Here is a 26,927-nt window from a genome sequence, read left to right as displayed (position 1 = left end):
GCCCGGACCAGGCGGTGAGATGTTGGGAGTTCGGGATGGCGAACGAGGAAATCAACGTCAATACCCCTGTCATCGGCGCGGACTTAGCCCGCGGCCGCCCCGCGCAGACTGATGGCGGGCGGTCGTCAGATACCGGCAGCGGTGATGCGCGCCGCATCGCGGAGCTGGAACGCGAAGTGTGGGAGCTGCGGCGCACCAACGAGTTCCTGAAAGAGCATTTCGGCTCCGGCGCAGACGTCGACCTCAGACCGCCGCCCCCGCCGCGCGTCGTCAGCGACAGAGGCCCGCGGCCCCTGGCGGAGTTCCGGGCGCTCGGCCCGATCGAAGCGGTGGTCGGCGACCGCCTCGTGGACCCCGGGGCGCCCAAGCAGCGGGCCCTGCTGGCGCTGCTGGTCAGCAAGGTGGGCCAGCCGGTGGCCGTCGACATGATCGTCGAGGAGCTGTGGACCGGGAAGCCCCCGCCGTCGGCGATCACCTCGCTGCAGGCCTACGTGGCCAACCTGCGGCGGGTGCTGGAACCCGCCCGCGCCCCGCGTACCCCGGCGACGGTGCTGCGGACCTACGGCCGCGGCTATCTGCTGGACAGCCGGGTCGTCGAGGTCGACGTCCACCGCTTCAGCGAGCGCGCCACCGCCGGCTGGCAGGCGCTGGACTGGGGCGAACCGCAGCAGGCGGTGCGCGAGTTCGAGGCGGGCCTCGCCCTGTGGCGCGGGCAGGCCTACGCGGAGGTCGCCGACACCACCTACGTGCGGCCGGACGTGGCCCGGCTGGAGGAACTGCGGCTGTCGGTGGTCGAGGGACGCTGCGCGGCGCTGCTGGCCGTCGGCGCCCACGAGATGGCGGTGGCCGAACTGGAGGCCTTCACGCGGGCCCACCCCTTGCGCGAGTACGGCTGCGAGCTGCTGAGCCTGGCGCTCTACCGGGCCGGCCGGCAGGCCGACGCGCTGGGGGTGCTGCGGACCAACCAGAAGCGGCTGGCGGAGGAGCTGGGCATCGACCCCAGACCGGCGCTCCAGCACCTGGAGAACGAGATACTGAACCACGCCCCGGCCCTCGACTGGCGCCCGCATCCCCGGGTGGTCGCCAAGTCGGCCTGAGCCACACCCCGGGTCCGCCTGAACAGCACCACCCCCGTACGCGGCGAGCCGCAGTTCGCGTCGTCCCGACCTGTCCTGCGGGCGCCAAGCCGGCGCCAACCCGCCGACCAGTGCCGCCCAACTCCCGCGGCCGATGCTGGGTGCCCCCAGCACCGCCCGTGACACGTCGGCCCGGGCCCTCCGGCCCGGGCCGCCATGCGAGGGAAGGCAGATCATGGCGGCTATCGAGGTTCCGGTTCTGATCGTCGGCGGCGGCGGGTGCGGGCTGTCCGCGTCCGTCTTCCTGTCCGACCACGGGGTCGACCACCTCCTGGTGGAACGGCACCCGGACACGTCGCGACTGCCGAAGGCGCACTATCTCAACCAGCGCACGATGGAGGTCTTCCGCCAGCACGGCCTGTACGAGGCGGTCGTCGAACGGGCGGCGCCGCCGGAGCGGTTCGGCCGGGTCCGCTGGCAGACCACGCTGACCGGCGAGGGGCCGCTGGACCGGCGGGTCATCCACGAGATGGACGCCTTCGGCGGCGGCGCGCTCACCGGGACGTACGCGGCGGCCGGTCCCGTACTGCCCGTCAAGCTGCCGCAGCTCCGCCTGGAGCCGATCCTGCGCGCCGAGGCCGAGCGGCGCAATCCGGGCGGGGTGCGATTAGCCCACGAGCTGGTGTCCTTCACCCAGGACGCCGGCGGCGTCGTCGCCGAGATCCGCGACACCGCGACCGGTGGGACCACCACGGTCGCCGCGCGCTACGTCATCGCGGCCGACGGCGGCCGCACCCTCGGCCCCGCGCTGGGGGTGCGGATGGAGGGTGTGTCCGCGATGGCCGACGTGACCACCGCGTACTTCTCCGCCGACCTGTCGCGGTGGTGGCACGAGGGCACCATCATCACCTGGTTCCTCAACCCCTACCGCCCCGACCTGTCGAGCACCCTGCTGGAGATGGGGCCCAGTTGGGGCAAGGACTGCGAGGAGTGGGGCCTGCACTTCGCCCTCGGCGACGCGGACCGCGCCGACCACCGGGCCGTCACCGCCAGGATCCGCGAGGTCCTCGGGCTGCCGGACCTGGACCTGACACTGCACAAGGTCTCGCACTGGAGCGTCGAGGGCGTGCTCGCCGACCGCTACCGCGACGGCCGGGTGCTGATCGTCGGCGACGCCGCGCACCGCCAGCCGCCGACCACCGGCCTCGGCCTGAACGGCGGCATCCAGGACGTGCACAACCTCGCCTGGAAGCTCGCCGCCGTCGTCTCGGGCCGCGCGCACGACAGCCTGCTCGACACCTACGAGGCGGAGCGGCGCCCGCTGGGCCGGCGCAACGTCGAATGGGGCCTGTCCACCTGGTTCCACCACCGGCTGATGACCGAGGCCGCGGTGGGCCTGGGCGCGCACATCCCGCCCCAGCGCCGCCCCTCGGCCTTCGCCGCCTACTTCGACCCGTCACCGGTCGGCGAGGTCGTCAGGGCACGGGCCGCGGAGATCTTCGGCACGCACCGCGCCGAATGCCAGGCGCACGACCTGGAGATCGGCTTCGCGTACGAGGACGGCGCCGTCCTGCCCGACGGCACCCCGCCGCCGGCCCGCTCGCCGATGGGCGACGCCTACCACCCCACCACCCGCCCCGGGCACCTGCTGGCGCACGCCTGGATCGAGCACGAGGGCCGCCGCCTGTCCACCCACGACCTGACGGGCTCCGGGACCGGCTTCGTCCTCATCACCGGCCCCGAGGGCACGCCGTGGTGCGAGGCGGCCGCGCAGGTCGCCGAGAAGTTCGCCATCCCGATCACCACGGCCCGCATCGGCTCTCCCGCCGACGGGGCGCCGTACACCGACGCCGACGGCGGCTGGGCGGCCGTACGGGAGATCACCGACGCGGGCGCCGTCCTCGTACGGCCCGACAACCACGTGGCCTGGCGCTGCCCGGGCGCCGGCGACACCCCCGCGGACGACCTTGGGCAGGCGCTGTCGTACCTCCTGGACCACGAAGCCGCCGAATGACACGGCGGGCTCCGCCCGGACCGGGCCCGGTCACATCCGGTCGCGCGGGTCTGTCATACGAGCGGAGCCTGTCCGCCAACTGCGAGGAGGAGACGAACATGTCAGTACGGAGCGCAGCCCCTGCGGCCGGACCGGGTTCGGGGGCGGCCGGGTCGGCGCCCGGCGATTCCCGGCGGTGGCTGATCCTCACCGTCATCTGCACCGCCTACCTGATGATCACCCTCGACGTGACGGTGATGAACCTCGCGCTGCCGTCGGCCCAGGAGGCCCTGCACTTCTCGAACGCGGACAAGCAGTGGATCCTGACCGCGTACGCCCTGTGCTTCGGCAGCCTGCTGCTCTTCTGCGGGCGGCTGGCCGACCTGGTCGGCCGCAAGGAGACCTTCCTCATCGGGCTGAGCGGCTTCGCGATCTCCTCCGCCGTCGGCGGCGCCTCGGGCAGCTTCGGCATGCTGGTGGCGGCCCGCGCCAGCCAGGGTGTCTTCGCCGCACTGCTGGCGCCGACCGCCCTGTCGCTGCTGTCCACGACCTTCACCGACCCCAAGGAGCGCGGCAAGGCCTTCGGCGTCTTCAGCGCGGTCGCGGCCAGCGGCGGCGGCCTGGGCCTGCTGCTCGGCGGCGCGCTGACCTCCGGCCTCAACTGGCGCTGGTGCATGTACGTCAACCTGGTCTTCGCCGTCTTCTCGCTGGTCGGCGGCCTGATGCTGCTGCCCAGGCAGCCCAGGACCGGCGCCAAGATGGACATCCCCGGCGTGATCGTGGCGTCCGGCGGGATGTTCTGCCTGGTCTACGGCTTCTCCAACGCCGCCACCCACAGCTGGCACGCGGCCACCACCTGGGGCGTGCTGGCGACCGGCGGCGTCCTGCTGGTCGTCTTCGCCTTCTGGCAGTCCCGCGCCCCGCACCCGCTGCTGCCGCCCCGCGTCGTCCTGGACCGCAACCGCGGCGGCGCCTACCTGACCGCGCTGATCGTCGGCGTCGGCGCCTTCGGCGTCCTGCTGTTCCTCATCTACTACATGCAGACCGACCTCGGCTACTCGGCCATCACCTCCGGCGTCGCCCTGCTGCCGATGGTCGTGGTCACCGCGGTCGCGACCAACGTCGGCAACATCGTGGTGATGCCGAAGGTCGGCCCGCGCCCGCTGATCGGCGTCGGCATGCTGCTCAACGCCGGCGGCATGGCCTGGCTGACCAGGATCGGCCCCGACTCGGGCTACGCCGCCGCCCTGCTCGGCCCGACCATGGTGATCGGCCTCGGCATGGGCCTGATCTACGCGGCGGCCCTGCGGACCGGCACGGCCGGCGTGGCGCCGCACGACGCGGGCATCGCCTCGGCGTCCATCAGCACCGGGCAGCAGCTCGGCGGCGCGATCGGCACCGCGCTGCTCAACACCATCGCGGCCAGCTCCGCCGGCACCTACCTGAGCAGCCACGCGCACGGCAAACCCACCGCCGCGCAGATCCACCTCGCGACGATCCACGGCTACAGCACCGTCTTCTGGTGGTGCACCGCCATCTTCGGCGTCGGCGCGGTCGTCTGCGCCGCGCTGCTGCGCGGCGGCCCGCTGCCCGCGCCCGCCTTCGGCGCCCCGGCCAAGCCGGCGGCACCGGCCGAAAAAGCACGCTCCTGACGGCTTCCCCCCTCGCGCACGGACGGCGGCGGGCCCGGCATTGTGCCGGGTCCGCCGCCTTTTCGTGGCCGCCGCCAAGTCGGTGCCAAGTTGCCCAACAGTGACGGCCAAGCGGCTTGATCAATGCTGAGGCGCCCGGAGCAGCGGGAAACGGCCGATCACCACTGTGACGGGTGTTTCCCCGCGCGCCTTGGTGTTCGTCCTGCCACGTGCGGTCGCAGACGGCCGCGTGCGGTCAGGTCAGCCAGATCATCCGAACCCGGAGGAGATGAAGCCAAGATGTGGCGTCTCAAAACGAGCCGGCTGCTGTTCGCCGGCGTGGCGGCGGCGACAGCGCTCGTCGGCGTGGGCGCAGGACCGTCGGGGCAGGAGGCCCAGGCGGCCGGCCGCCCCGCCCATCTGACCGGTGACTCGCCGGTCACCGTCGTGGCCGCCGGCCTGAACTCGCCGCGGAGCCTGGTCTGGGGGCCGCGCGGACACCTCATCGTCTCCGAGGTCGGCGAGACCCCGCCGACCTGCGTCGGTACCGGATTCCCCACCAGGTGCTTCGGCTTCACCGGATCGCTCGCCGACGTCTCCTCCGGCACCCCGGTGCGGATCGTCGACGGCCTGGCGTCGAACTTCAACCAGGAGGAGGTGGTCGGCGCCAACGGCCTGACCTACTCCGACGGCCACCTCTACGTCCTGGAGACCGGCTCCGCGCAGCAGACCCCGGACACGATCCCCGCCGACCTCAAGGCGCAGCTCATCACGCAGTACGGCGGCCTGCTCAAGGTCACCGGCCACTCCGTGAAGGCGATCGCGAACCCCGGCTACGTCGACTACGAGTGGACGAACGCGCACAAGGACCAGGGCACCAGCTACCCCGAGTCCAACCCGTACGCGCTGACCACCAAGCCCGGCGGCGGCTTCTACCTCGTCGACGCGGCGAGCAACGTCCTGGACTCGGTGGACCGCCGGGGTAATGTCCACGTCCTCAGTTTCATCCCCAAGACCTCGACCGGTGTCGACTCCGTGCCGTCCTGCGTCGCCGTCGGCCCCGACGACTCGGTCTACGTCGGTGAGATCACCGGCAAGCCCAGCTCGTCCACCGAGGCCAAGGTGTACAAGTACAACCCGCACACCGGCAGCCTGACGGTGTGGCAGAGCGGCTTCAGCGCCATCAGCGGCTGCGGCTTCGGCGCCAACGGCGACTTCTACGTCACCGAGTTCGACACCACCGGCTTCCTGCCGACCGGCGACCCGATCGGCGACGTCGTCCAGATCGACCACCGCACCGGCGAGCGGACCGTGCTGGCGGCGGGCAAGCTCTTCGCGCCCACCGGCTTCCTCGCCGGCCGCGACGGCTCCATCTACGTGGCCAACAAGACCATGATGTGGCCCGCCTGCGACGACGCTCCGGCCTGCACCAGCTCCTCGGACGTCACCGCGCACGACGGCGAGATCGTCAAGATCGGCTGACCTCGCCCAGGCCCCCTGCCGCGGGCCGCGTACCTGAAGGGAACGCGGCCCGCGGCGGGAACCCGCAGATCCGTTCGCTGTGTTCGCTGTGATCGTGATCGGAGGACAAGAACGTGCGTGCCGGCATCTGGCTCATCGGCGCCCGCGGATCCGTCGCCACCACCAGCGTGGTCGGCGCGCTCGCGCTGCGCGCGGGACTGACGGAACCCGTGGGCTGCGTGACCGCCCACCCCGAACTGAACAGCGCGGCCCTGCCCGGCTTCGGCGACCTCTTCTTCGGCGGCCATGACGTGGCCACGGGTCCGCTGGTCAAGAAGGCCGAGCAACTCGCCGCCGCCGGCGTCCTGCCGGCCCGGCTGGTCCAGGCCCTGGCAGCGGACCTCGACGCGGTCGACGCGGACCTGCGGCACGCCCCCGAGGGCGCCACGCAGGACCTGACCGCCGCGGCGATCGCCCGCGACCTCACCGAATTCCGCACCCGCCACCGCCTCGACCGGGTCGTGGTCGTCAACGTCGCCTCCACCGAGGCCGCCGCCCCGCCGCACCCCGCCCACGCCGAACTCGCCGCCCTGACGGCCGCGTTGGACGCCCCGGGCAGCGTGCTGCAGCCCAGCTCGCTCTACGCGTACGCCGCCTTCACCGCGGACTGCCCCTACGTCGACTTCACCCCCTCCACCGGGGCCCGGCTGCCGGCGCTGGCCGAACTCGCCGCCCAGCGCGGCCTGCCCTACGCCGGACACGACGGCAAGACCGGCGAGACGCTGCTGAAGTCGGTGCTCGCCCCGATGTTCGCGATGCGCAACCTCGCCGTCCGCTCCTGGTCGGGCGTCAACCTCCTCGGCGGCGGCGACGGCGCCAGCCTCGTGGACCCGGGGGCGAACGCCGCCAAGTCCGCCAGCAAGCAGCGGGTGCTGCGCGAGACCCTCGGCTACGCGCCCGACGGCGACACCCGCATCGACTACGTGGCGAACATCGGCGACTTCAAGACCGCCTGGGACCTGATCACCTTCGAGGGCTTCCTCGGCACCGGCATGTGCCTGCAATTCACCTGGCAGGGCTGCGACTCGGCCCTCGCCGCCCCGCTGGTCCTCGACCTGGCCAGGATCACCCTGGCCGCGCAGGAGGCGGGACGCAGCGGGCCGCTGGAGGCGCTGGCGTACTTCTTCAAGGACCCGATGGGCGACGTGGACCACGCGCTGCACGCGCAGTGGGACGCGCTGCGCCGGTACCTCGCGGGGCTCGGTGAGGCCGTCGCCGCGGTGGACGCCGGTCCTGGTGGCGCCGCAGTGGACGCCGGTCCTGGTGGCGGGGCCGGCGCCGGGTCCGGGGGCGCGTGATGGCCGCGCTGCGGGACCTCGTGGAGCTGGTCAGGGCGCCCGCCGCCCTGTCCGTACCGGGCGACGCCGTCGCGGGCGCCGCGGCGGCCGGCGGGCTCGGGCCCAGGACCGCCGGGCTGTCCGCGTCGGCCGTGTGCCTGTACTGGTCGGGCATGGCCGCCAACGACTGGGCCGACCGCGAGCTGGACGCCAAGGAGCGGCCCGAGCGGCCGATCCCGTCCGGCCGCGTACCTGCCGCCGCCGCGCTGGGCGTCGCGGCCGGCCTCAGTGCGGCGGGCCTCACGCTCGCCGGGCTCACCGGCGGCCCGCGCGCGCTCGCCGTTGCGGTGCCGCTGACCGCGGCGGTGTGGGCGTACGACCTGAAGCTCAAGGACACCCCGGCGGGTCCCGCCGCGATGGCCGCCTGCCGCGGGCTCGACGTGCTGCTCGGCGCGACCACCCGCCCCGGCAGGTGGTGGCGTGCGGCGCTGCCCGCGCTCACCGTCGCCGCGCACACCTATACGGTGACCGCCCTGTCCCGCCGCGAGGTCACCGGCAGCGGCCGCCTGCTGCCCGCCGTGACGCTGGCCGGCACCGCGGGCGTCGCGTTCGCGGCGTCGGAGGTCCCGACCGGCGGCCCGGTCCGGCCGTGGCGTACCTGGCCGGCCCGCGGCCTGGCCGGGTGGTACGCCGCCGCTTACGGGGCGCCCCAGGCGCGGGCCGTCGTCGCGCCCGGCGCCGGCAACGTAAGGGCCGCGGTCGGCGCCGGGATCACCGGACTGCCGGCCCTCCAGGGCGCGTTGATCGCCCGGTCGGCGGGAGCGCTGCCCGCCGCGGTCGTCGCCGCCTGCGCACCGCTCGGCCGCGCCCTGGCCAGGAGGGTGTCCCCGACGTGAGCGTCCGCTTCGGCTACGGCACCAACGGCTTCGCCAACCACCGCCTCGAAGACGCGCTCGCCGTCATCGCCGACCTGGGCTACGAGGGCGTCGCGCTCACCCTGGACCACCAGCACCTCGACCCGTTCGGCCCCGACCTGCCCCGCAGGACGAGCGCGCTGGCGGCCCGGCTCGACCGGCTCGGGCTCGCCGTCGTCATCGAGACCGGCGCCCGCTACCTCCTCGACCCGTGGCGCAAGCACGCCCCGACCCTGCTGGACGACGAGCCGGGCCTGCGGCTGGACTTCCTGAGCCGGGCCGTCCGCGTCGGCGCCGACCTGGGGGCCGAGGCCGTATCCTTCTGGGCCGGGAATCGCCCCGCCGCGGTGCCGGCCGCCGCCGCGTGGGACCGGCTGGTACGGGGCTGCGACCAGGTCGCGGCCGTGGCGGACGCGGCCGGCGTGCGGCTGGGCTTCGAACCCGAACCGGGCATGCTCGTGCAGACCATCGAGGACTGGTCCACCCTGCACGCCAGGCTCGGCGGTCCGGACTGCTTCGGCCTCACCCTCGACATCGGCCACTGCCGGTGCATCGAGCCGTGGCCGGTCGCGGAATGCGTCGCCAAGGCGGGCCCGTACCTGGTCAACGTCCAGATCGACGACATGGTCAGGGATGTGCACGAGCACCTGGAATTCGGCCGGGGCGAGGTGGACTTCCCCGCGGCCCTTGGCGCGCTCGCCGACACCGGATACGGCGGCCTGACCGCCGTGGAACTGCCCCGCCACTCCCACGCCGCCCCCGACGTGGCGCGGGCTTCGCTCGCCTTCCTCGGCGACGCGCTCGCGGCGTCCGATGCGGCCCGCGGGACGCGCGTGCCCGAGGCAGCCGGCGGCCCGCGCGTGCCCGAGGCAGCCGGCGGCCCGCGCGTGCCCGAAGCGGCCCGCGGACCGCGCGACACCGAGGAGGTCGGACGATGACCGGCGGACAGCTCGCGGACGTGCTCGAAGGCCGGGTCGCCGACCCGGGCTGGCTGGCGGACGCCGTGGACCGGGTGGCGCGGGACCCGGACGCGGTCGCCACGCTCTTCCCCGCGGCCGGCCGCCGCTGCGGACGCGGCCCGCTGCCCGGCCCCGACTCCCAGCCGGGCAACGCTGGTTGGACCGTGGACGACGCGGCCCGCGTCCTGCTGCTGACCGCGCTGCCGCTGCACGGGCCCGAGTTGGCCGCGCAGGTCGACGCGCTCTACCGCCACGGCGGCGCCGACGAGAAGCGCGCCGTGCTGCGCGCCCTGCCGCTGCTGGACCTCGGGGCGGCCGGCGTGGAGATCCTGCACGACGCGCTCCGTACCAACGACACCCGGCTGGTCGCCGCCGCCGTCGGACCCTGCGCCCGCCAGCTCGGTGACGCGATGTGGCGGCAGGCCGTGCTCAAGTGCGTCTTCATGGACATCCCGCTGACCGCCGTCGCCGACCTGGACCGGCGGGCCGACGGGGAACTGGGCCGCATGCTCGCCGACCTGGCCGCCGAGCGGCACGCCGCGGGACGGTCCCTGCCCGAGGACGCCGGCGTCCTGCTGGCGCTGATCGGCGACCTGCCGGGACGCGGCGACCCGGCGGACCGGCAGGACCAACGCGACGGGAAGGCACGCTGATGCGCATCTTCGACCCGCACATCCACATGACCTCACGGACCACCGACGACTACGAGCGGATGGCCGCTGCCGGCGTAAGGGCACTGGTCGAACCGGCCTTCTGGCTCGGCCAGCCGCGCACCAACGCCGGCTCCTTCACCGACTACTTCGACGCGCTGATCGGCTGGGAGCCCTTCCGCGCGGCCCAGTTCGGCATCCGCCACCACTGCGCCATCGGTCTGAACCCCAAGGAGGCCAACGACCCGCGCTGCCGCGAGGTGCTCGGCCTGCTGCCCCGCTATCTGGCCAGGGACGGCGTCGTCGCGGTGGGCGAACTCGGCTACGACTCGATGACTCCGGACGAGGACGAGGTCTTCGCCGCCCAACTCGCCCTGGCCGTCGCACACGAGCTGCCCGCGCTGGTGCACACCCCGCACCGCGACAAGCAGCGCGGCACCCTGCGCACCCTGGACGTCGTCAAGGAGTCCGGCATCGACCCGGCGTATGTCGTCGTGGACCACCTCAACGAGGTGACCGTCGGCTCGGTGGCCGGCAGCGGCTGCTGGATGGGCTTCTCCATCTACCCCGGGACCAAGATGTCGCCCGACCGGATGGTCGCGCTGCTGCGCGAGTACGGCCCGGAGCGGATGCTCGTCAACTCCGCCGCCGACTGGGGCCGCAGCGACCCGCTGCTGACGCTGGCCACCGGGCACGCCATGCTGGCGGCCGGCTTCACCGAGGACGACGTGGACCGGGTGCTGTGGCGCAACCCCGTCGACTTCTACGGCCAGTCCGGCCGGCTCGACCTGTCCGGGACCCATGAGCAGGCCGCGGACTTCGCCGGCAACACCCTGGCCCGCGGGGGCAGCTGATGCGGCTGCGGCACCGCGACGGGCAGACCGTCCACCTCGGCTACTGCACCAACGTGCACGCGGGCGAGGAACTACCCGAGATCATCGACCAGTTGGACACCTACGCGGTCACCGCCAGGAAGCTGCTCGGCACCGACAGGCTCGGCGTCGGCCTGTGGCTGGCCGCCCCGGTCGCCGCCCGGCTCGCCGCCGATCCGGGCGTGGTGGCCCGGCTGCGGCACGACCTGGACGTCCGCGGCCTCGACGTCGTCACCTGCAACGGCTTCCCCTACCGCGCCTTCCACGCCCCGGTCGTCAAGCACGCCGTCTACCGGCCCGACTGGCTGACCGACGCGCGGATGGACTACACCGCCGACCTGGCCCTGGTCCTCGCCGGACTGCTGCCCGACGACGCCGCCCGCGGCTCGGTCTCCACCCTGCCGCTCGCCTGGCGCACCCCCTGGACCGGCGCCGACCAGGCGGCGGCGCGGCGGCGGCTCGCCCAGCTGGCCGACCGGCTCGCCGCCGTGCACGCGCGCACCGGCCGGCTGGTCAGAGTCGGCTTCGAGGCCGAACCCGGCTGCGTCATGGAGACCACCGAGCAGGTCGCCACCGGCCTGGCCGGCGTCGACACCCGCTACCTCGGGGTGTGCCTCGACCTGGCCCACCTCGCCTGCGCCTGGGAGGAACCCGCCGCGGCGCTCGCCCGGCTGTCGGCGGCCGGGCTGCCCGTCGTCAAGGTCCAGGTGTCGGCGGCCCTCGCCGCCGAGCACCCCCAGGAGCCGGCCACGGCCGCGGCGCTGCGCTCGTACGCCGAGCCGCGCTTCCTGCACCAGACCCGCTCGGCGGCCGGGCATGCCGCCGACGACCTGGACGAGGCGCTTGACGCGAGCCTGCCGGGGCCCTGGCGGGTCCACTACCACGTGCCGCTGCACGCCGACCCGCAGCCGCCGCTGCGCTCCACCGTCGACGTGCTGCGCGCCGCGCTCGCCGAGATCGTCGGCGGCGAGCGGGCCCTGTGCGACCACCTGGAGGTGGAGACGTACACCTGGAACGTCCTGCCGCCCGACCGGCGCCCCGCCGGGCCCGCCGAGCTCGCCGAGGGCATCGCGGCGGAACTGGCCTTCACCCGCGGCGAACTGCTCGCCCTGGGCCTGCACGACCGACCCGTGAGGGAGATGACCCGGTGACCCCACCGCCGACCCCGCTCGTCGTCCTCGACATCGTCGGCCTCACCCCGCGGCTGCTGCGGCACATGCCGCGCCTCGCCGCCGTCGCCGACACCGGCTGGCAGGCCCCGCTCACCCCGGTGCTGCCCGCCGTCACCTGCTCGGTGCAGGCCACCCTGCTCACCGGCGCGCCGCCGCGCGAGCACGGCATCGTGGGCAACGGCTGGTACTTCCGCGACCTCGGCGAAGTCCTGCTGTGGCGCCAGCACAACGGCCTCATGGGCGGCGACAAGCTGTGGGACGCCGCCCGCCGCCTGCACCCCGGCTACACGGTCGCCAACATCTGCTGGTGGTACGCGATGGGCGCCGACACCGACTGGACGGTGACCCCCCGCCCCGTCTACCACGCCGACGGCCGCAAGGAACCCGACTGCTACACCGACCCGCCCGAGCTGCACGACGAACTCACCGCGGCACTCGGCACGTTCCCGCTCTTCAGCTACTGGGGCCCGGGCGCCGGGCTGCCCTCGTCGGCGTGGATCTGCGCCGCAGCCCAGCAGATCATGGCGCGGCACGACCCCGACCTCACGCTGGTCTACGTCCCGCACCTCGACTACGACCTCCAGCGGTTCGGCCCCTCCGGCCCGCAAGCCGCCGCCGCGGCGGCGGAGTTGGACGCGGTGCTCGGGCCGCTCCTGGACCAGGCGCGCGACCGGGGCGCCACCGTCGTCGCGCTGTCCGAGTACGGCATCACCGAGGCGAGCCGCCCGGTCGACGTCAACCGCCTGCTGCGCCGCGAGAACCTGCTGCGCGTCCACACCCAGGCCGGCATGGAGTACCTGGACCCCTGGACGTCCCGGGCCTTCGCCGTCGCCGACCACCAGATCGCGCACGTCTACGTGCCGGACCCCGCCGACCTGCCCCTGGTGCGCAAACTGTGCGCCGAGCTGCCCGGCGTGGCGGAAGTGCTCGGCGAACCGGAGAAGGCGGCGTACGGGCTCGACCACCCGCGCGCCGGGGACCTGGTCCTGGTCGCCGAGGCCGACGCCTGGTTCACGTACTACTACTGGCTCGACGACGCCCGCGCGCCCGACTTCGCCCGCCTCGTGGAGATCCACCGCAAGCCCGGCTACGACCCCGCCGAGCTGTTCTTCGACCCGTCCGCTCCCGCCGCCGCCAAGCGCCGCGCGGGCGTCGCGCTGGCCCGCAAGAAGCTCGGCATGCGCTACCTGATGACCGCGATCGGCCTCGACGCGGGCGCCGCGGCCGTACGCGGCACCCATGGCCGCCTCCCCGCGAGCCCGCAGGACGGCCCGGTCCTCCTGTGCTCCGACCCCCGCGGCGCCCGCCCCCACTACGAGGCCACGGAGGTCAAGTCCCTCCTCCTCTCCCTGACCTCCGCGCAGCTCCCCGCGCCCCTGGAGTGACTGCCCCTTGCGGTCCGCTGCTGCCTGCGGCGTGTTGCGCTCTGCGCAGGAGGGCACGCGTTTTTCAGGGGCGCGGGGAACTGCGCGACCAGCCCCCACCGGGCCGGGGCGGCGTCGCCCGGGGTCAGGCCGTGATGACCTCGGGCTTACCGGTGAGCCCCTGCTCCACCGCTTCCTCAGCCAACCGCATCGCCTCCTCGATGAGCGTCTCGACGATCTTCGACTCGGGCACCGTCGCGACGACCTTGCCCTTGACGAAGATCTGGCCCTTGCCGTTGCCGGAGGCGACGCCGAGGTCGGCCTCGCGGGCCTCGCCCGGACCGTTGACGACGCAGCCCATCACCGCCACCCGCAGCGGGACTTCGAGGCCGTCGAGGCCCGCGGCCACCTCGTCCGCGAGCTTGTAGACGTCGACCTGGGCGCGGCCGCAGGACGGGCAGGAGACGATCTCGAGCCGGCGCTCCCGCAGCGCCAGGCTCTCCAGGATCGCGATGCCGACCTTGGCCTCCTCGGCGGGCGGCGCGGACAGCGACACCCGGATGGTGTCGCCGATGCCCTCGGCCAGCAGCGCCCCGAAGGCGACCGCCGACTTCACCGTGCCCTGGAAGGCGGGCCCTGCCTCGGTCACTCCCAGGTGCAGCGGGTAGTCGCAGGCCGCCGCGAGCTTGCGGTAGGCGGCGATCATCACGACCGGGTCGTGGTGCTTGACGGAGATCTTGATGTCCCGGAAGCCGTGCTCCTCGAACAGCGAGCACTCCCACAGCGCCGACTCCACCAGCGCGTCCGGCGTGGCGCTGCCGTGCTTGGCCAGCAGCCGCTTGTCGAGCGAGCCGGCGTTGACCCCGATCCTGATGGGCACCTGCGCGTCGGCCGCGGCCTTGGCGATCTCGCCCACCTTGTCGTCGAACTCCTTGATGTTGCCAGGGTTCACCCGCACCGCCGCGCATCCCGCGTCGATCGCGGCGAAGACGTACCGGGGCTGGAAGTGGATGTCGGCGATCACCGGGATCTGCGATTTGCGGGCGATCTCCGGCAGCGCTTCCGCGTCGTCGGCGGAGGGCACCGCGACGCGTACGATCTGGCAGCCGGACGCGGTCAGTTCGGCGATCTGCTGGAGCGTGGCGTTGACGTCCGCGGTCACCGTGGTCGTCATCGACTGCACGCTCACCGGCGCCCCGCCGCCGACCAGTACGGCTCTGTCGTCGTGGCCGAGTCTGAGCTGCCTGCTCACCCGGCGCGGGGCGAGGGACAGCGGTATCTGCGGTATGCCGAGATCCACCATGTGCGGTCATCCTCTCCGTTCGGTCGTGCCGGGCCGGCACATCGGGTGCCCCGCCCGTCGCCCGTTCCCGGGGGCCGTCGACCGGCCCCCGGGAGGGGCACGTCAGCGGTCCCGGTAGGCCACCTGCGTGGCCATCTCGCCCAGCCGCTCCCGCCAGCCGTCCGCCAGCGGTGCCGTGTCGAGCGCGGTGCGGGCGGTCGTCACCAGCGCGTCGATCCGCTTCTCGACCTCCTCGCGCACCCCGCAGTCCAGCAGCGCGGCGCGCAGCGCTGCCGGGTCGAAGTCGCCCTGCCGGCCGGCCTCCAGCAGCCTGGCCACCTCGGCGTCGCCGGTGGCGGCCAGCGCCAGCAGCAGGTTCATCTTGTGCTCGCTGACGTCAAGTCCGGCCGGCTTGCCGGTCGCCGCCGCGTCGCCGAAGGCGTCCAGCAGGTCGTCGCGCAGCTGGAAGGCCTCGCCGGCCGCGAGGCCGTACACCTCGAAGGCCGCCTGGAGGTCGGGCCGCCCGGCCAGTGACGCGCCGAGCGAGAGCGGGCGGTGGATGGTGTAGCGGCCCGACTTGCACACCGCGATCCAGCGGGCCAGGTCCGGGTCGGGCGCTGCCTCGGCGGCGAGCGCGATGTCGAGGTGCTGGCCGACCAGCATCTCGGTGCCCAGCCGCATCCAGATGTCCCTGGCCTGCGCGGGCAGCCCGCCGGCCAGCCGGTGGGCGTAGCCGAAGGCCAGGTCGCCGGCGAGGATCGCGACGCCCTCGCCGTACCGGCGGGCCTCACCGGTCCAGCCCAGCTCGGCGTGGAGGCGGGCGTGCCTGGCGTGCACCGTCGGGACGCCGCGCCGGGTGGGGGAGTTGTCCAGCACGTCGTCGTGGATGAGGGCGTGGGCGTGCAGCAGCTCCAGGGCCGCCGCCGCGGCGACGACCGCGTCGGCGCCCGCGGTGTCGTCGAGGGTGCCGCCGGCGGCCAGGTAGCCGCTGACGCAGAAGGTGGGGCGCAGCCGCTTGCCGCCCGCGGCGACCAGTTCCCTGACCGCCTCGACCGGCACCGCCGCCCGCGCGTCGACCGAACCCCAGTGCGCTGCCTCGGCGTCCAGTAATCCCTCGATCCGGGCGCTGACCCGGGCGAGCAGTTCCGCGCTGTCGTCGCGGGTGTCCGCGGCCCGCGCCGACGCGGGCTCCAGCCCCAACGGCGGGCGGAAGACCACGGTCTCCGTCGCGGTGACCTCGGTCTCGATGTCGGCCCAGCCCAGTTCCGCGAGCCGCGCGACGACCTGCTCGACCAGGATCTCGGGCGCGCTGGCCCCGGCGCTCAGGCCCACGGTGGTGACGCCGTCCAGCCACGCGGGGTCCAGGTGGCTCGCGTCGGGCAGCAGGTGGGCCCGGGCGCCGGCGTCCTGGGCGACCTCCACCATCCGTACGGAGTTGCTGGAGTTGGCCGAGCCGACGACCAGCACCAGGTCGCTGCGGCCGGCGAGCGACTTCACGGAATTCTGCCGGTTCTGGCTGGCGTAGCAGACGTCGTCGGTGCCGGGACCGGTCAGCCCGGGGAAGCGGTCCTGGAGGATCGAGACGATCTCCTCGGTGTCGTCCAGCGACAGCGTGGTCTGGGTGAGATAGCTGACCGGGGCCCCCGGCGGCAGTTCGAGCCGCCTGGCCTCGTCGGCGTCCTGCACGATGACGGTACGGTCCGGCGCCTCGCCGAACGTGCCCTCGATCTCCTCGTGGTCGGCGTGCCCGACCAGGATCAGCGTCCGCCCGTCGCGGGCGTATCTGCGGGCCTCCTGATGCACCTTGGCCACCAGCGGGCAGGTCGCGTCGATGACGGTGAGATTCCGCTCGGCGGCGTTGGCCCGCACCTGCGGGGACACGCCGTGCGCGGAGAAGACGCACACCGACCCGTCCGGCACCTCGGTCTCGGAGTCGACGAACCTGGCGCCGCGCTCCTGGAGTTCCCGCACCACGTATTCGTTGTGCACGATCTGCTTGCGCACGTAGACGGGGGCGCCGTGCAGCTCAAGAGCGCGCTCCACGATCTCAATGGCCCTGCGCACACCGGCGCAGAAGCCGCGCGGCTCCGCCAGAATGACCTTCTTGCCGCCCGATTGCCGCTCGTTGTCCAGTGTGGTAGCCATATGGAAAAGGGTGCTGGAGCCGCGGAGCCGAACACAAGCTTCCGCGTGGGGCAGATTATTGTCACCCCGTCACAATGATCCGGCCGGTACGTCGCGGCCGTGCGGGGCGCCGCGACTGTTCGGTGAGTTGGCGGCGGCTTGGCGGCATGCCCCGACGGTGGTCGCAGCGCCTCGCGACAGGGCGCGAGATATCCGGGGAAAGCACTGTGACCTGCGCTGACATGTGCCTTCAGGTCTTTTGTGCACCCTGCCAAGCCGTCGCCAAGTCGATCGCAAGTTAAATGGGCAACGATAAGACGTACCGTGTCGGGAGACTTCGGGGAAATCTCTACCCACAGAAGGCGGATGCGAGGTATGGCAACTCTGTGCAAGCCAGCGGTGAGCGTGCCGGAATACGTCATCACCATGGAAGACACCCTTGAATTCGCTAAGAAGGTGCACAAGGGAAAGCCACAGCTTCCGTTGGCTCTTCGGCTGATCGAGAAGACCGGGGTCAGGAAGCGGCATATCGTCCAGCCCATCGAGCAGACGCTCCGCCACCCGGGCTTCGAGGAGCGCAACCGGGTCTACGAGCAGCAGTCCAAGTTGCTGTGCCCCCCGGTCATCGAGCGGGCACTGGTCAACGCGGGCGTGCAGGCGCAGGACATCGACGCGATCATCTACGTGTCCTGCACCGGCTTCATGATGCCGTCGCTGACGGCGTGGCTGATCAACGCCATGGGCTTCCGCTACGACACCCGGCAGATACCCATCGCGCAGCTCGGCTGCGCCGCGGGTGGCGCGGCCATCAACCGCGCCAACGACTTCTGCGAGGCGCACCCGGACTCCAACGTCCTGATCGTCTCCTGCGAGCTGTGCTCGCTGTGCTACCAGCCGGTCGACGACAACGTCGGATCGCTGCTGTCCGACGGCCTGTTCGGCGACGCGGTGGCGGCCGCCGTCGTCCGCGGCAACGGCGGCACCGGGGTGCGCCTGGAGCGAAACGCCTCCTACCTCATCCCGAACACCGAGGACTGGATCTCCTACGCGGTGCGCTCCACCGGCTTCCACTTCCAGCTGGACCGCCGGGTGCCCGGCACCATGGAGCCGCTCGCGCCCATCCTGCGGCAACTCGCCGCGAGCCACGGGTGGAACGTCGCCAACCTGGACTTCTACATCATCCACGCCGGCGGCCCGCGGATCCTGGACGACCTGTGCAAGTACCTCAACGTCGACCGCGACATGTTCCGGCACAGCTGGTCGACGCTGAGCGACTACGGCAACATCGCCAGCGCCGTCGTCCTGGAAGCCCTGCGCAGGCTGTTCGAGGAGGACGAGATGCTGCCCGGCGGCACCGGGATCATCGCCGGCTTCGGCCCGGGCATCACCGCCGAGATGGCGGTGGGCAGTTGGGTCACCGACGTACCGCGCCCCCGGCTGGCCACGCCGATCGCCGCTTCCGCGACACCCGTGGTGTGACCCGCGCGGCCTCGACCCGCGCGGTGTGACCCGCGCGGGGGTCACCCCGCGCGCACCGCGCACCGGGCCGTCGTGCGCGCGGCCCAGCACAACCGCATGACCGTATCCACCGGAAGTCCGCACGCGGGCCGCCGGTCTCCCCGAAGTGTCGCCGGAGGTGGCCACGTTGGACCCGATCCCCTTGGTTCACGCGAGTCTGGGCAAGCTGGAACTCGCCGCCGTCGAGGAGGTGTTCGCCTCGGACTGGACGGCAGGGCAGGGCCCGCGCGGCAAGGCGCTGGAGAAGGAGCTGGCCGAGCTTTACGGCGTCGGCGACGCCGTCACGCTCAGCAGCTGCGCCGCCGCGCTGCACCTGGCGCTGCTTGCGCTGAACGTCCAGCCGGGCGACGAGATCATCGTCGCCGACTACACCTTCCCGGCGCCCGCCCATGCGGCACGCTACGTCGGCGCGGTCCCGGTCTTCGCCGACGCGCGGCCCGACACCGGCACGATCGACCCGCGGGCGGTGGCCGACCTGATCGGCCCGCGGACCGTCGGGGTGATCGCGGTCGACACCGTCGGCCTGCCCGCCGACTACGCCGAACTGCAGGCGCTCACCGGCCGCCACGGCCTCTTCCTCATCGAGGACGCGGCCTGCGCGGTCGGCGCCACCTACCGCGGCAAGCCGGCCGGCGCGCTCGCCCCGATCGCCTGCCTGTCCTTCCACGGCCGCAAGGGCATCACCAGCGGCGAGGGCGGCGCGCTGCTCGCCGCCGACCCGGCGATCGGCGCCGACGTGCGGCTGCGGTCGTCCTTCGGTATCGGCAGCATCTTCGACAAGTCGCAGCTGATCGGCCTGCCCATCCCGGAGTTCACCGAGATCGGCTACAACTACAAGCTCTCCGACATCGCCGCCGCGATCCTCCAGGTGCAGCTCGGCCGGATCGGCGAACTGCTGGAGCGGCGCAACACGGTGGCGGCCCGGTACGCCGAACTGCTGGCGGACGAGGAGCTGTTGACGCTCCCGCACGTGCCGGCCGACCGCACCCACGCCTGGCAGTCCTACCTGGTCGCGCTCGACCCGGCCGTGGACCGCGCCGCCGTCGCCGCCGACCTGCGGGCCCAGGGCATCGGCTGCGGTCACGGTACGTGGGCGAGCCACACGCAGCCGGTCTACGAGTCCAAGCAGACCTGCCCGGTCTCCGCGGACCTCTTCGCCCGCCAACTCGCCATCCCCATGCACGCGGAGTTGACCGTCGACCAGGCGGAACGCGTCGCGCACGCGCTGCGTACGGCCCTGCGCGCCCACGTGGGGCCGAAGCCGCGTACGGCCGTGGCGGCAGCCGCCACCACCGCAAGCCCGCACGAGAACCAGGAAGGTACGTCATGACCAGCAGCCAGCCGACGTCGGATCGGATCATGGGGCTCATCACCGGCTACTGGGCCACCGGCATCGTCGGTGCGGCGGCGACCCACGCGGTGTTCACCCACCTGGAGGACGGGGCCGCCACCGCCGACGACGTCGCCGCCCGCGCCGCGATCTCGCCGCGCGGCGCCCAGGCGCTGCTCGACGGCCTGGTCAGCGTCGGCCTGGTCGAGGTGCACGACGGCCGCTACCGCAACACCGCAGAGGCCTCCGCCTTCCTGGTGGAGGGCCGCCCCACCTGCCTGAGCGGCTTCGCCAAGCTCAAGGCCGGCCACATGGCCTCGCTGGCCGGGCTGCCCGACGTCGTACGCGCCGGCGGGCCGCTCACCGACGCTGTGGTCGAGGTCGCCGACAACCCGCACTGGGAGGAGCTGGTGCAGGCCCTCGCCGCCCAGTCCGTACCGGTGGCGCACACCGCCGCGGACGCCCTGCGGATCGCCGACGCCGGCGAGATCGCGATCCTCGACATCGGCGGCGGCTCCGGCGTCTACTCGGCCGCCTGGCTCGAGCGCAACCCGGCCGCGCGCTCCACCCAGCTGGACTGGGCACCCATCAACGCGATCGCCCGCCGGCTGCTCGCCGAGCGGGGCCTGGCCGACCGCGTGACCTACGTCGACGGCGACTTCCACACCACCGACCTGGGCGCCGCCGGAGCGTACGACATCGTCGTCTACTCCAACATCGCGCACCAGGAGGGCCCCGAGGACAACATGGCGCTCTTCGCCCGGGTGCGGGAGGTCCTCAAGCCCGGCGGCACGCTTGTCATCTCCGACTACGTGGTGGACGACGACCGCAGCGGGCCGAAGTACCCGCTGACCTTCGCCTCGGAGATGCTGCTCAAGAGCCGGCACGGCAGCAGCTGGCGGCGGGCCGACTACCAGGCATGGCTCGGCAAGACCGGCTACGACGACGTCACCTTCCAGACCACGCTGTCGCCGACGACGCTGATCTTCGCCCGGTAGCGGTAGCGGTGACCGGCGCCGCCGCAGCTCCGACGAACACGGGCACGACTACGAACACGGGCACCGGCACGGGGACAGGTCCGGGCACGGGCGCCAAGGGCCACGAGGGGACCTCGGGCCTCGGCGACCTGCTGCTCAACCGGATGACCACACCGGCCGGTTACATCGGCACCACCCCGACCGGGCTGATCGGCCGCTCCGCCGACCTGGAGCGGCTCGCCGCGGTGACCGCCGACCCGGACGCCGGCCTGGTCACCGTGACCGGGCCGGCCGGGGTGGGAAAGAGCCGGCTGGTGATGGAGTTCTTCCGGCACCGCGGCACCGGCCCGGGCGGCGGTGTCGAGGTCTTCGACTTCGCCCAGGTCACCGACACCTCGGTGGCCGGCCTCATGCTGCGCCAGCTCAGGGAGCAGTGCTACGAGGGCTCGCCCGCCGTCAGGAAGGCCCTGGAACGCGTGGCGGCGGGCAAGCACACCCTGCTGTTCGACCACTACGAGGACGTCGCCGACGACCTCGCGCCGCTGCTCGCCGAATTCCGCCGGTCCTGCCCGCAGGTCCGTATCGTCTGCGTCGGCACGACCCGGCTCGGGCTGTACGGGGAACGGGTCGTACGGCTGGGCCCGCTGCCGGCCGGCGACCCGGCGCAGGACGCGCCGCTGTCCGCCGTTCCCGCGGTGGAGCTGTTCGTGCAATGCGCGCGTGCCGTGCGGCCCGAGTTCGCGCTGACCGCGGAGAACTCGCGCTTCGTGCTGGCCCTGTGCCGGCAGGCCGGCGGCCTGCCGCTGGCCATCGAACTGGCCGCCTCCCAGATCACGCTGGCCGAGCCCGACCTGATCCTGGAGCGGTTCGCGCACGACCCCGGCGCCCTGCACCGGCCCGACCACCACCCGTACTCCCGGCACTCCAGCGTCGGCGGCATGGTCTCCTGGGTGCTGGCCAGGCTCGGGACCGAGGAGCGGGCGCAGCTCGTCCGGCTGGCCGTCTTCCAGGGCCCGTTCACGATGCGCGCGGCCGCCGGCGTGCTGGCGGGCTGCCACGGCGCCGACCACCGCACCATGGAACGGCTCATCGACAAGAGCGTGCTGGTCCCCGACGACGGGCACGGCGGCGAGGTGCGGCTGACCATCCCGCACGCCGTACGGCTCGCCGCCGCGGGCCTGCTGGCCCGGCTGCCCGCCCACGCGGCACTGCGGCGCGCGCACGCCGAGCACTTCCGCCGCGCGGCGGCCGCCGGGACGGGCACCGGTCCCGAGACCCGGGCCGACCTGCTCGCCGCCTTCGACCACTGGCGGGAGGCGGGCGACGGCGGGGCGATGGCGGTCATCGCGCGGGCCCTGCGGGAGCAGTCGCCGACCGCGGCGCAGGCCCTGCACTGCCTGCGGCTGACCGAGGAGGCGCTACGGGCCGGTGTCGACGACCCCCGGCTGCACGCCGGCGCCCTGGAGGCGGCCGGCGAACTGGCCCTGCGGCTGGGCGCCCCGCCCGCCCGCGCCCACCTCACCCGGGCCCGCGAAGCCCACCGCGCGGCCCGCGACGAGCAGGGCGCGGCGCGCTGCCTCGCACTGCTCGGCGAGGAGGCCTACGCGGCGGGGGAGTTGGACCGGGCGCGACGGCTCTTCGAGGAGGCGTACGCGTCCGGGGCGGGCCCCGCAGTGATTGCCGGGCGGCAGGTGGCCCTGCGGCTGGCGGCCGTCCTGCGCGACGCCGGTGACCTGCCCAGGGCCGGCGAGCTGGCCATGACCGCGCTGGGGGCGGAGCTGGGGCGGGACCCCGAGGGCGGCGCCGGCGCGCTGCTCGCCCGGTACGTCCTGGCGACCGTCCGCTGGTCGGAGCACGACTCGCCGCAGGCCCGCGCCCTCTTCGCCGACGCTGCTGAGCAGATCGGCACCCTGCCCGACACGGCGCCCGAGCGCCCCGAGTGCCTGGAATTCCTGACGGTCACCCTGGCCAGGTGGCACCGCGCCGCCGACTGGCAGCGCGTCGCCGCGACCCTGGCGCTGGCCGACCACCTCCGCCGCCGCGGCGGCCGGCCGCGCCCGAAGCACCTCCACGACCGGGTCGCGCCGGTCCTCGCCGCCGCGGCAGGCGAGTTGACCGCCGCGGAATACGCCCGGTCCCGCAGGTCGGGCCCCGACCTCGGCTGGCAGGCAGCGCTGCGCCTGATCCCCGCGGAGCCCCCGGCGCCGCCCTCCGAGGCGTCCGCCGACGTACGCTCCGACGTCGCGGCCACCCTCACCAAGCGCGAGCTGGAGGTCGCCCTGCTGGTCGCCGAGGGCCTGACCAACCGGATCATCGCCCGTGAACTGGGCATCGCCGAGTGGACCGTGGTGAACCACCTCCGCAAGGTGATGCGCAAGCTCGGCTGCCAGTCCCGCGTCCAGGTCACCCGCCGGCTGTCCGCCTGACCTCCCCCGTCGCCCACCCGGTCCGCCGGGGCCGGCGTCGGCGCGGTCGAGGGCGGCTGACCCGCGTCCGGACGGGTGCAGCAACCACCCAACTCGCGCAGAGGCATTGACATGGCTTCGCCACTCACGTTTGACTCATCGCTCGTGCAGGCTTGGCAACGTTGTCATCGTTCACCCGTGCCTCCTGAACCACAGCGGGCGAACGCGTGACGCCGTTTCCGGGCCGAGGACACCATCAGTCCTCCCTGGGCACCCGTGCGCACGAATCGCGGAGGCAGTCTCGATGATTTCCTTGCGTCGCCCGGACCACCCTCGCTCCGGCGGCCGTTCCCGATCCGGCGGTGCCGCGCTGCGGCGCCTCGCCGTGGCGGGGTCCCTGCTGAGCCTGGCGGCCCTGCCGCTGCAGTCCCTGGAGAGCGCGTCGGCCGCCTCGGCGCCGGCGCCGGTCACGGACCCGGCGTCCCTGGTCAACCCGTTGATCGGCACCTCGGGTGCGGTCAACACCTTCCCCGGCCCCGACATGCCGTTCGGCATGATGCAGTGGGGCCCGGACACCACCCCGCACCGCGCCCAGGGCGGCGGGTACGAGTACAACAGCACCAAGATCAGCGGCTTCAGCCTCACCCACGTCTCGGGGCCCGGCTGCGACGTCGCGGGCGACGTACCGATCCTGCCGGTGTCCGGGGCGCTGTCGGGCAACCTGTCCGACACCGCGGCCCAGTTCGCCCACAGCAACGAGAAGACGGGCATCGGCTCGTACACGGTGACCGACGCCTCGGGCGTCACCACCGAGCTGACCGACACCACCCGCGCGGGCCTGGGCCGCTTCACCTTCCCCGCCGGCTCCCGTGGCAACCTGCTGCTCAAGCTCAGCGGCGGCGCCACGCAGGTGGACGGCACCCGGGTGAAGGTGGTCGGCAACCGCGAGGTGAGCGGCTCGGTCGACAGCGGCCACTTCTGCGGCGCGGCCAACCGCTACACGCTGCACTTCGACATCAAGTTCAACCGCCCCTTCACCACCAGCGGCACCTGGGTCGGCGGCACGATCAACCCCGACGCCAAGGCGCTGACGGCCGGCCGCACCGCCGCGCCCGCGCCGAGCGGGCGGACCTCCACGGCGAAGGCCGCGCCGTCCCCCGTCGTGCACCCGGTCGCCGGCGCCGCGTCGTCCGCGGCCGCGGGCGGTGCGGCCAAGCCGGCCGCCGCCCCGGTCACCGGTGCCAACGGGATGTACCTGACCTTCGACACCGCGTCGTCCACCGCGGTGACCGCGGCGGTCGGCATCTCCTACACCAGCGACGACAACGCCGCCGCCAACCTCGCCTCGGAGGTCAGCGGCTGGAACCCGGACAAGCTGCGCGACGCCAGCCACCAGGCCTGGAACGACGTCCTCGGCCGCATCGCCGTCGGCGGCGGCAGCCACGACCAGCAGGTGCAGTTCTACACCGCGCTTTACCACGCGCTGCTGCACCCGAACGTCTTCTCCGACGACAACGGCCAGTACATGGGCATGGACAACCAGGTCCACAAGCTGGCGAAGGGCCAGAAGGCGCAGTACGCCAACTACTCGGGCTGGGACACCTACCGCTCCCAGACCCAGCTGATGGCCACGGTCGCCCCGCGGCAGACCGGTGACGTCGTCACCTCGATGCTCAACGGCTACGACCAGACCGGCCTGCTGCCCAAGTGGGCCTCGAACAACGGCGAGAGCTACGTCATGGTCGGCGACCCCGGCACGTCGATCATCGCCGACGCCTACGCCTTCGGGGTGCGCAACTTCGACTCCGCGCACGCGCTGGAAGCCATGAAGCACCAGGCGACCACGCCCAACCAGGACCGCCCCGGCGAGGCCGTGCGCGCCGCCAAGGGCTACCTCCCGCTGGACGAGAACGACTACGGCTGCTGCAACTTCTACGGCCCGGTGTCCACCCAGCTGGAGTACGACAGCGCCGACTACGCCCTCGCCTCGTTCGCCAAGTCCCTCGGCAAGACCGCGGACTACACCACGTTCGCCACCCGCGCCCAGGACTGGATGAACGTCTTCAACCCGCAGACCGGCTACATGCAGGGCCGCAACAAGGACGGCAGCTTCGCCGGCGGCTTCACCCCCGGCACCTCCAACGGCTTCGTCGAGGGCACCTCGGCGCAGTACACGCCGATGGTGCCGTTCGACCTCAAGCAGCTCATCACCGCCCGCGGCGGCGCGGCCGCGTACGCCTCGTACCTCGACAGCCTGCTGGACGACATCACCGAGCCCGGCGGCACCGACGCCGACCTCTCCAACGAGCCCAGCCTGGAGATCCCCTGGGAGTACGACTACCTCGGGCAGCCGTGGAAGACCCAGGACGCCGTGCGGCGGGCGCAGACCGGGCTGTACTTCAACGCGCCCGTCGGCTCCTTCGGCAACGACGACCTGGGCGCGATGAGCTCCTGGTACGTCTGGTCGTCGCTGGGCATGTACCCGCAGACGCCGGGCACCGACACCCTCGCGCTGGGCAGCCCGGCCTTCCCGGTCGCCAAGGTCACCTTCGGCAACGGCAAGCAGGTCACCGTCAACGCCCCGCAGGCCGCCCCCGACGCCCCCTACGTGCAGGCACTCGACGTCAAGGGCAAGGAGTGGAACACCGCCTGGCTGACCTTCGACCAGTTCCGCACCGCCAAGACGCTGGACTTCGCGCTCTCGACGCAGCCGAGCACGTCATGGGCGAGCGGCCCGGACGCGGCGCCGCCGTCGGACACCACCGGCAGCGGGCGCGTGCTCGCCGCGACCGGCCCGACCAGCGACGGGCTGATCCTCGCCCCCGGCGCGAGCGGTGACGCCACGCTCCGGCTGACCAACCTCGGCAGCAAGGCGGCCACCGTCGACTGGACGGCCACCGCGCCGCCCGGCGTGACCCTGGGCGCCACGTCCGGCTCGCTCACCGTGCCGCCCTCGCAGTCCGCGCAGGCCCCGGTCCCGGTCACCGCGGGCGACACCGAGGGCGCCTACTCCGTCTCCTTCGCGCTCACCGACCACACCAGCGGCGCCGACCTGGGCAGTGCCACCCTGCGGGTCGCCGTCGCGCAGCCCGGCGCGCTGTGGCCGTACGAGTCGAACAAGGGCGTCTACGCCGACGGCACCCACTTCACCGGCGGCTTCGACGACGGCGGCTGGGCCTACTCGCAGAACGCCCTGAGCGCCGCCGGGGCCTCCAGCGGCGGCAAGGTCACCGCGGACGGGATCACGTACACCTGGCCCACCACCACCGTCGCGGGCCAGCCGGACAACCTCGAAGTCAGCGGCCAGACCATCCCCCAACCCGCCGGTTCCACCGGTCACTTCCTCGGCCTGCTCGGCTCCGCCACCAACGCCCCGACCGACGGCAGCGGCGTCCCCGGCGAGCTGACCGTCACCTACACCGACGGCAGCACCGCCAAGGCGACCGTCGCCTTCTCCGACTGGACGCTCAACGGCGGCTCCGCCCAGCCCCTCCCGGGCAACACCGCCGCGATCACCACCGCCTACCGCGACACCGCGAGCGGCGGCCGCGACACCGTCAAGGCCTACGTCTTCTCGGTGAAGGTCCCGCTCGACCCGGCCAAGACCGTGGCTTCCCTGACCCTCCCGGTCACCGGCGCCGCGGGCACGGTCCACCTGTTCGCCTTCGGCTACGGCAGCTGAGCCGCTGCGGCAGCTGAGCCTCCAGGACAGCTGAACCTGCCCCACCCGTACCGCCCCGGGCGCGCGATCCGTCGCCGCCCGGGGCGGTCGCGCGTCCCGGGCCCTACGACCGGCGCGGCCGCGGTCGGCCATGCGGGCGAATTCCCCGGATGCATTCGTGTGACGGCGCGGCCGGGGCGC

At 73.4% G+C, this 26,927-nt stretch carries 18 protein-coding genes; 16 read left to right on the top strand and 2 right to left on the bottom strand.

The annotated features are described in order from the left end of the window. The first annotated feature begins 35 nt into the window (after positions 1–35). From BUE44_RS27980 to BUE44_RS27930, 11 genes are all read left to right on the top strand, one after another. Positions 36–1,097: an AfsR/SARP family transcriptional regulator gene (locus BUE44_RS27980; RefSeq protein ID WP_079190149.1), complete on the top strand. Its 1,062-nt coding sequence runs from the start codon at positions 36–38 to the stop codon at positions 1,095–1,097. Positions 1,098–1,311: 214 nt separating this feature from the next. Continuing rightward, entirely contained in the window at positions 1,312–3,090 is a 1,779-nt protein-coding gene (locus tag BUE44_RS27975; RefSeq protein ID WP_073501787.1) for an FAD-dependent monooxygenase, read from the top strand. A 98-nt stretch (positions 3,091–3,188) separates the two neighbouring features. Then, on the top strand, positions 3,189–4,721 hold the full coding sequence (locus BUE44_RS27970; protein ID WP_079190142.1) for an MFS transporter: 1,533 nt from the start codon (positions 3,189–3,191) through the stop codon (positions 4,719–4,721). A 279-nt stretch (positions 4,722–5,000) separates the two neighbouring features. After that, complete coding sequence (locus BUE44_RS27965) at positions 5,001–6,182, top strand: ScyD/ScyE family protein (RefSeq protein WP_073501786.1); 1,182 nt, start codon at positions 5,001–5,003, stop codon at positions 6,180–6,182. A gap of 113 nt (positions 6,183–6,295) precedes the next feature. Continuing rightward, complete coding sequence (locus BUE44_RS27960; RefSeq protein ID WP_079190141.1) at positions 6,296–7,519, top strand: inositol-3-phosphate synthase; 1,224 nt, start codon at positions 6,296–6,298, stop codon at positions 7,517–7,519. Continuing rightward, positions 7,519–8,394: an SCO3242 family prenyltransferase gene (locus tag BUE44_RS27955; protein ID WP_073501785.1), complete on the top strand. Its 876-nt coding sequence runs from the start codon at positions 7,519–7,521 to the stop codon at positions 8,392–8,394. The genes BUE44_RS27960 and BUE44_RS27955 overlap by 1 nt, the downstream gene beginning before the upstream one ends. Then, positions 8,391–9,350, top strand: a complete 960-nt coding sequence (locus BUE44_RS27950; RefSeq protein WP_107415851.1) for a sugar phosphate isomerase/epimerase family protein — start codon at positions 8,391–8,393, stop codon at positions 9,348–9,350. The genes BUE44_RS27955 and BUE44_RS27950 overlap by 4 nt, the downstream gene beginning before the upstream one ends. Continuing rightward, a complete protein-coding gene (locus BUE44_RS27945; protein WP_073501784.1) occupies positions 9,347–10,024 on the top strand; it encodes an EboA domain-containing protein in 678 nt (225 codons plus the stop codon). The genes BUE44_RS27950 and BUE44_RS27945 overlap by 4 nt, the downstream gene beginning before the upstream one ends. Continuing rightward, positions 10,024–10,875, top strand: a complete 852-nt coding sequence (locus BUE44_RS27940) for a TatD family hydrolase (RefSeq protein WP_073501783.1) — start codon at positions 10,024–10,026, stop codon at positions 10,873–10,875. The genes BUE44_RS27945 and BUE44_RS27940 overlap by 1 nt, the downstream gene beginning before the upstream one ends. Next, positions 10,875–12,044 (top strand): metabolite traffic protein EboE, encoded by a 1,170-nt coding sequence (gene eboE / locus BUE44_RS27935; protein WP_073501782.1) that lies wholly within the window; start codon positions 10,875–10,877, stop codon positions 12,042–12,044. Before BUE44_RS27940 ends, eboE begins: the two co-directional genes overlap by 1 nt. Further along, complete coding sequence (locus BUE44_RS27930; protein ID WP_073501781.1) at positions 12,041–13,450, top strand: alkaline phosphatase family protein; 1,410 nt, start codon at positions 12,041–12,043, stop codon at positions 13,448–13,450. Before eboE ends, BUE44_RS27930 begins: the two co-directional genes overlap by 4 nt. Before the next feature lie 124 nt (positions 13,451–13,574). Here BUE44_RS27930 and ispG read toward each other — a convergent pair whose 3' ends face one another. After that, positions 13,575–14,732 (bottom strand): flavodoxin-dependent (E)-4-hydroxy-3-methylbut-2-enyl-diphosphate synthase, encoded by a 1,158-nt coding sequence (gene ispG / locus BUE44_RS27925; RefSeq protein WP_073501780.1) that lies wholly within the window; start codon positions 14,730–14,732, stop codon positions 13,575–13,577. 102 nt (positions 14,733–14,834) lie between these two features. Then, complete coding sequence (gene ispH / locus BUE44_RS27920) at positions 14,835–16,856, bottom strand: 4-hydroxy-3-methylbut-2-enyl diphosphate reductase (RefSeq protein ID WP_073501779.1); 2,022 nt, start codon at positions 16,854–16,856, stop codon at positions 14,835–14,837. A 324-nt stretch (positions 16,857–17,180) separates the two neighbouring features. On the opposite strand from ispH, the gene BUE44_RS27915 reads away from it, so the two are divergent. The 5 genes from BUE44_RS27915 (at position 17,181) to BUE44_RS27895 (ending at position 26,747) form a co-directional block, all read left to right on the top strand. Beyond that, positions 17,181–18,314, top strand: coding sequence for a type III polyketide synthase (locus BUE44_RS27915; protein ID WP_265737184.1), 1,134 nt, complete (start codon positions 17,181–17,183; stop codon positions 18,312–18,314). A gap of 166 nt (positions 18,315–18,480) precedes the next feature. Next, complete coding sequence (locus BUE44_RS27910) at positions 18,481–19,683, top strand: DegT/DnrJ/EryC1/StrS family aminotransferase (protein WP_079190147.1); 1,203 nt, start codon at positions 18,481–18,483, stop codon at positions 19,681–19,683. After that, positions 19,680–20,681 carry a class I SAM-dependent methyltransferase gene (locus BUE44_RS27905; RefSeq protein ID WP_073501777.1) on the top strand — a complete coding sequence of 334 codons (1,002 nt, stop codon included), beginning with the start codon at positions 19,680–19,682 and terminating at the stop codon, positions 20,679–20,681. Before BUE44_RS27910 ends, BUE44_RS27905 begins: the two co-directional genes overlap by 4 nt. A gap of 8 nt (positions 20,682–20,689) precedes the next feature. Then, positions 20,690–23,086 carry a LuxR C-terminal-related transcriptional regulator gene (locus BUE44_RS27900; RefSeq protein WP_235002527.1) on the top strand — a complete coding sequence of 799 codons (2,397 nt, stop codon included), beginning with the start codon at positions 20,690–20,692 and terminating at the stop codon, positions 23,084–23,086. Positions 23,087–23,450: 364 nt separating this feature from the next. Next, on the top strand, positions 23,451–26,747 hold the full coding sequence (locus BUE44_RS27895; protein ID WP_235002525.1) for a lectin: 3,297 nt from the start codon (positions 23,451–23,453) through the stop codon (positions 26,745–26,747). Positions 26,748–26,927: the final 180 nt, after the last annotated feature.

It is taken from the genome of Actinacidiphila paucisporea (assembly GCF_900142575.1).
Classification (GTDB): domain Bacteria; phylum Actinomycetota; class Actinomycetes; order Streptomycetales; family Streptomycetaceae; genus Actinacidiphila; species Actinacidiphila paucisporea.
The sequence above is the reverse complement of the archived record's forward strand: the minus strand, read 5'-3'. Positions and strand labels throughout refer to the sequence as shown.

Coding starts and splice junctions, on each gene's coding strand:
- BUE44_RS27975 (WP_073501787.1), top strand. CDS start 1,312: ATGGCGGCTATCGAGGTTCCGGTTCTGATCGTCGGCGGCGGCGGGTGC.
- BUE44_RS27980 (WP_079190149.1), top strand. CDS start 36: ATGGCGAACGAGGAAATCAACGTCAATACCCCTGTCATCGGCGCGGAC.
- ispH (WP_073501779.1), bottom strand. CDS start 16,856: ATGGCTACCACACTGGACAACGAGCGGCAATCGGGCGGCAAGAAGGTC.
- BUE44_RS27970 (WP_079190142.1), top strand. CDS start 3,189: ATGTCAGTACGGAGCGCAGCCCCTGCGGCCGGACCGGGTTCGGGGGCG.
- eboE (WP_073501782.1), top strand. CDS start 10,875: ATGCGGCTGCGGCACCGCGACGGGCAGACCGTCCACCTCGGCTACTGC.
- BUE44_RS27905 (WP_073501777.1), top strand. CDS start 19,680: ATGACCAGCAGCCAGCCGACGTCGGATCGGATCATGGGGCTCATCACC.
- ispG (WP_073501780.1), bottom strand. CDS start 14,732: ATGGTGGATCTCGGCATACCGCAGATACCGCTGTCCCTCGCCCCGCGC.
- BUE44_RS27955 (WP_073501785.1), top strand. CDS start 7,519: ATGGCCGCGCTGCGGGACCTCGTGGAGCTGGTCAGGGCGCCCGCCGCC.
- BUE44_RS27965 (WP_073501786.1), top strand. CDS start 5,001: ATGTGGCGTCTCAAAACGAGCCGGCTGCTGTTCGCCGGCGTGGCGGCG.
- BUE44_RS27945 (WP_073501784.1), top strand. CDS start 9,347: ATGACCGGCGGACAGCTCGCGGACGTGCTCGAAGGCCGGGTCGCCGAC.
- BUE44_RS27940 (WP_073501783.1), top strand. CDS start 10,024: ATGCGCATCTTCGACCCGCACATCCACATGACCTCACGGACCACCGAC.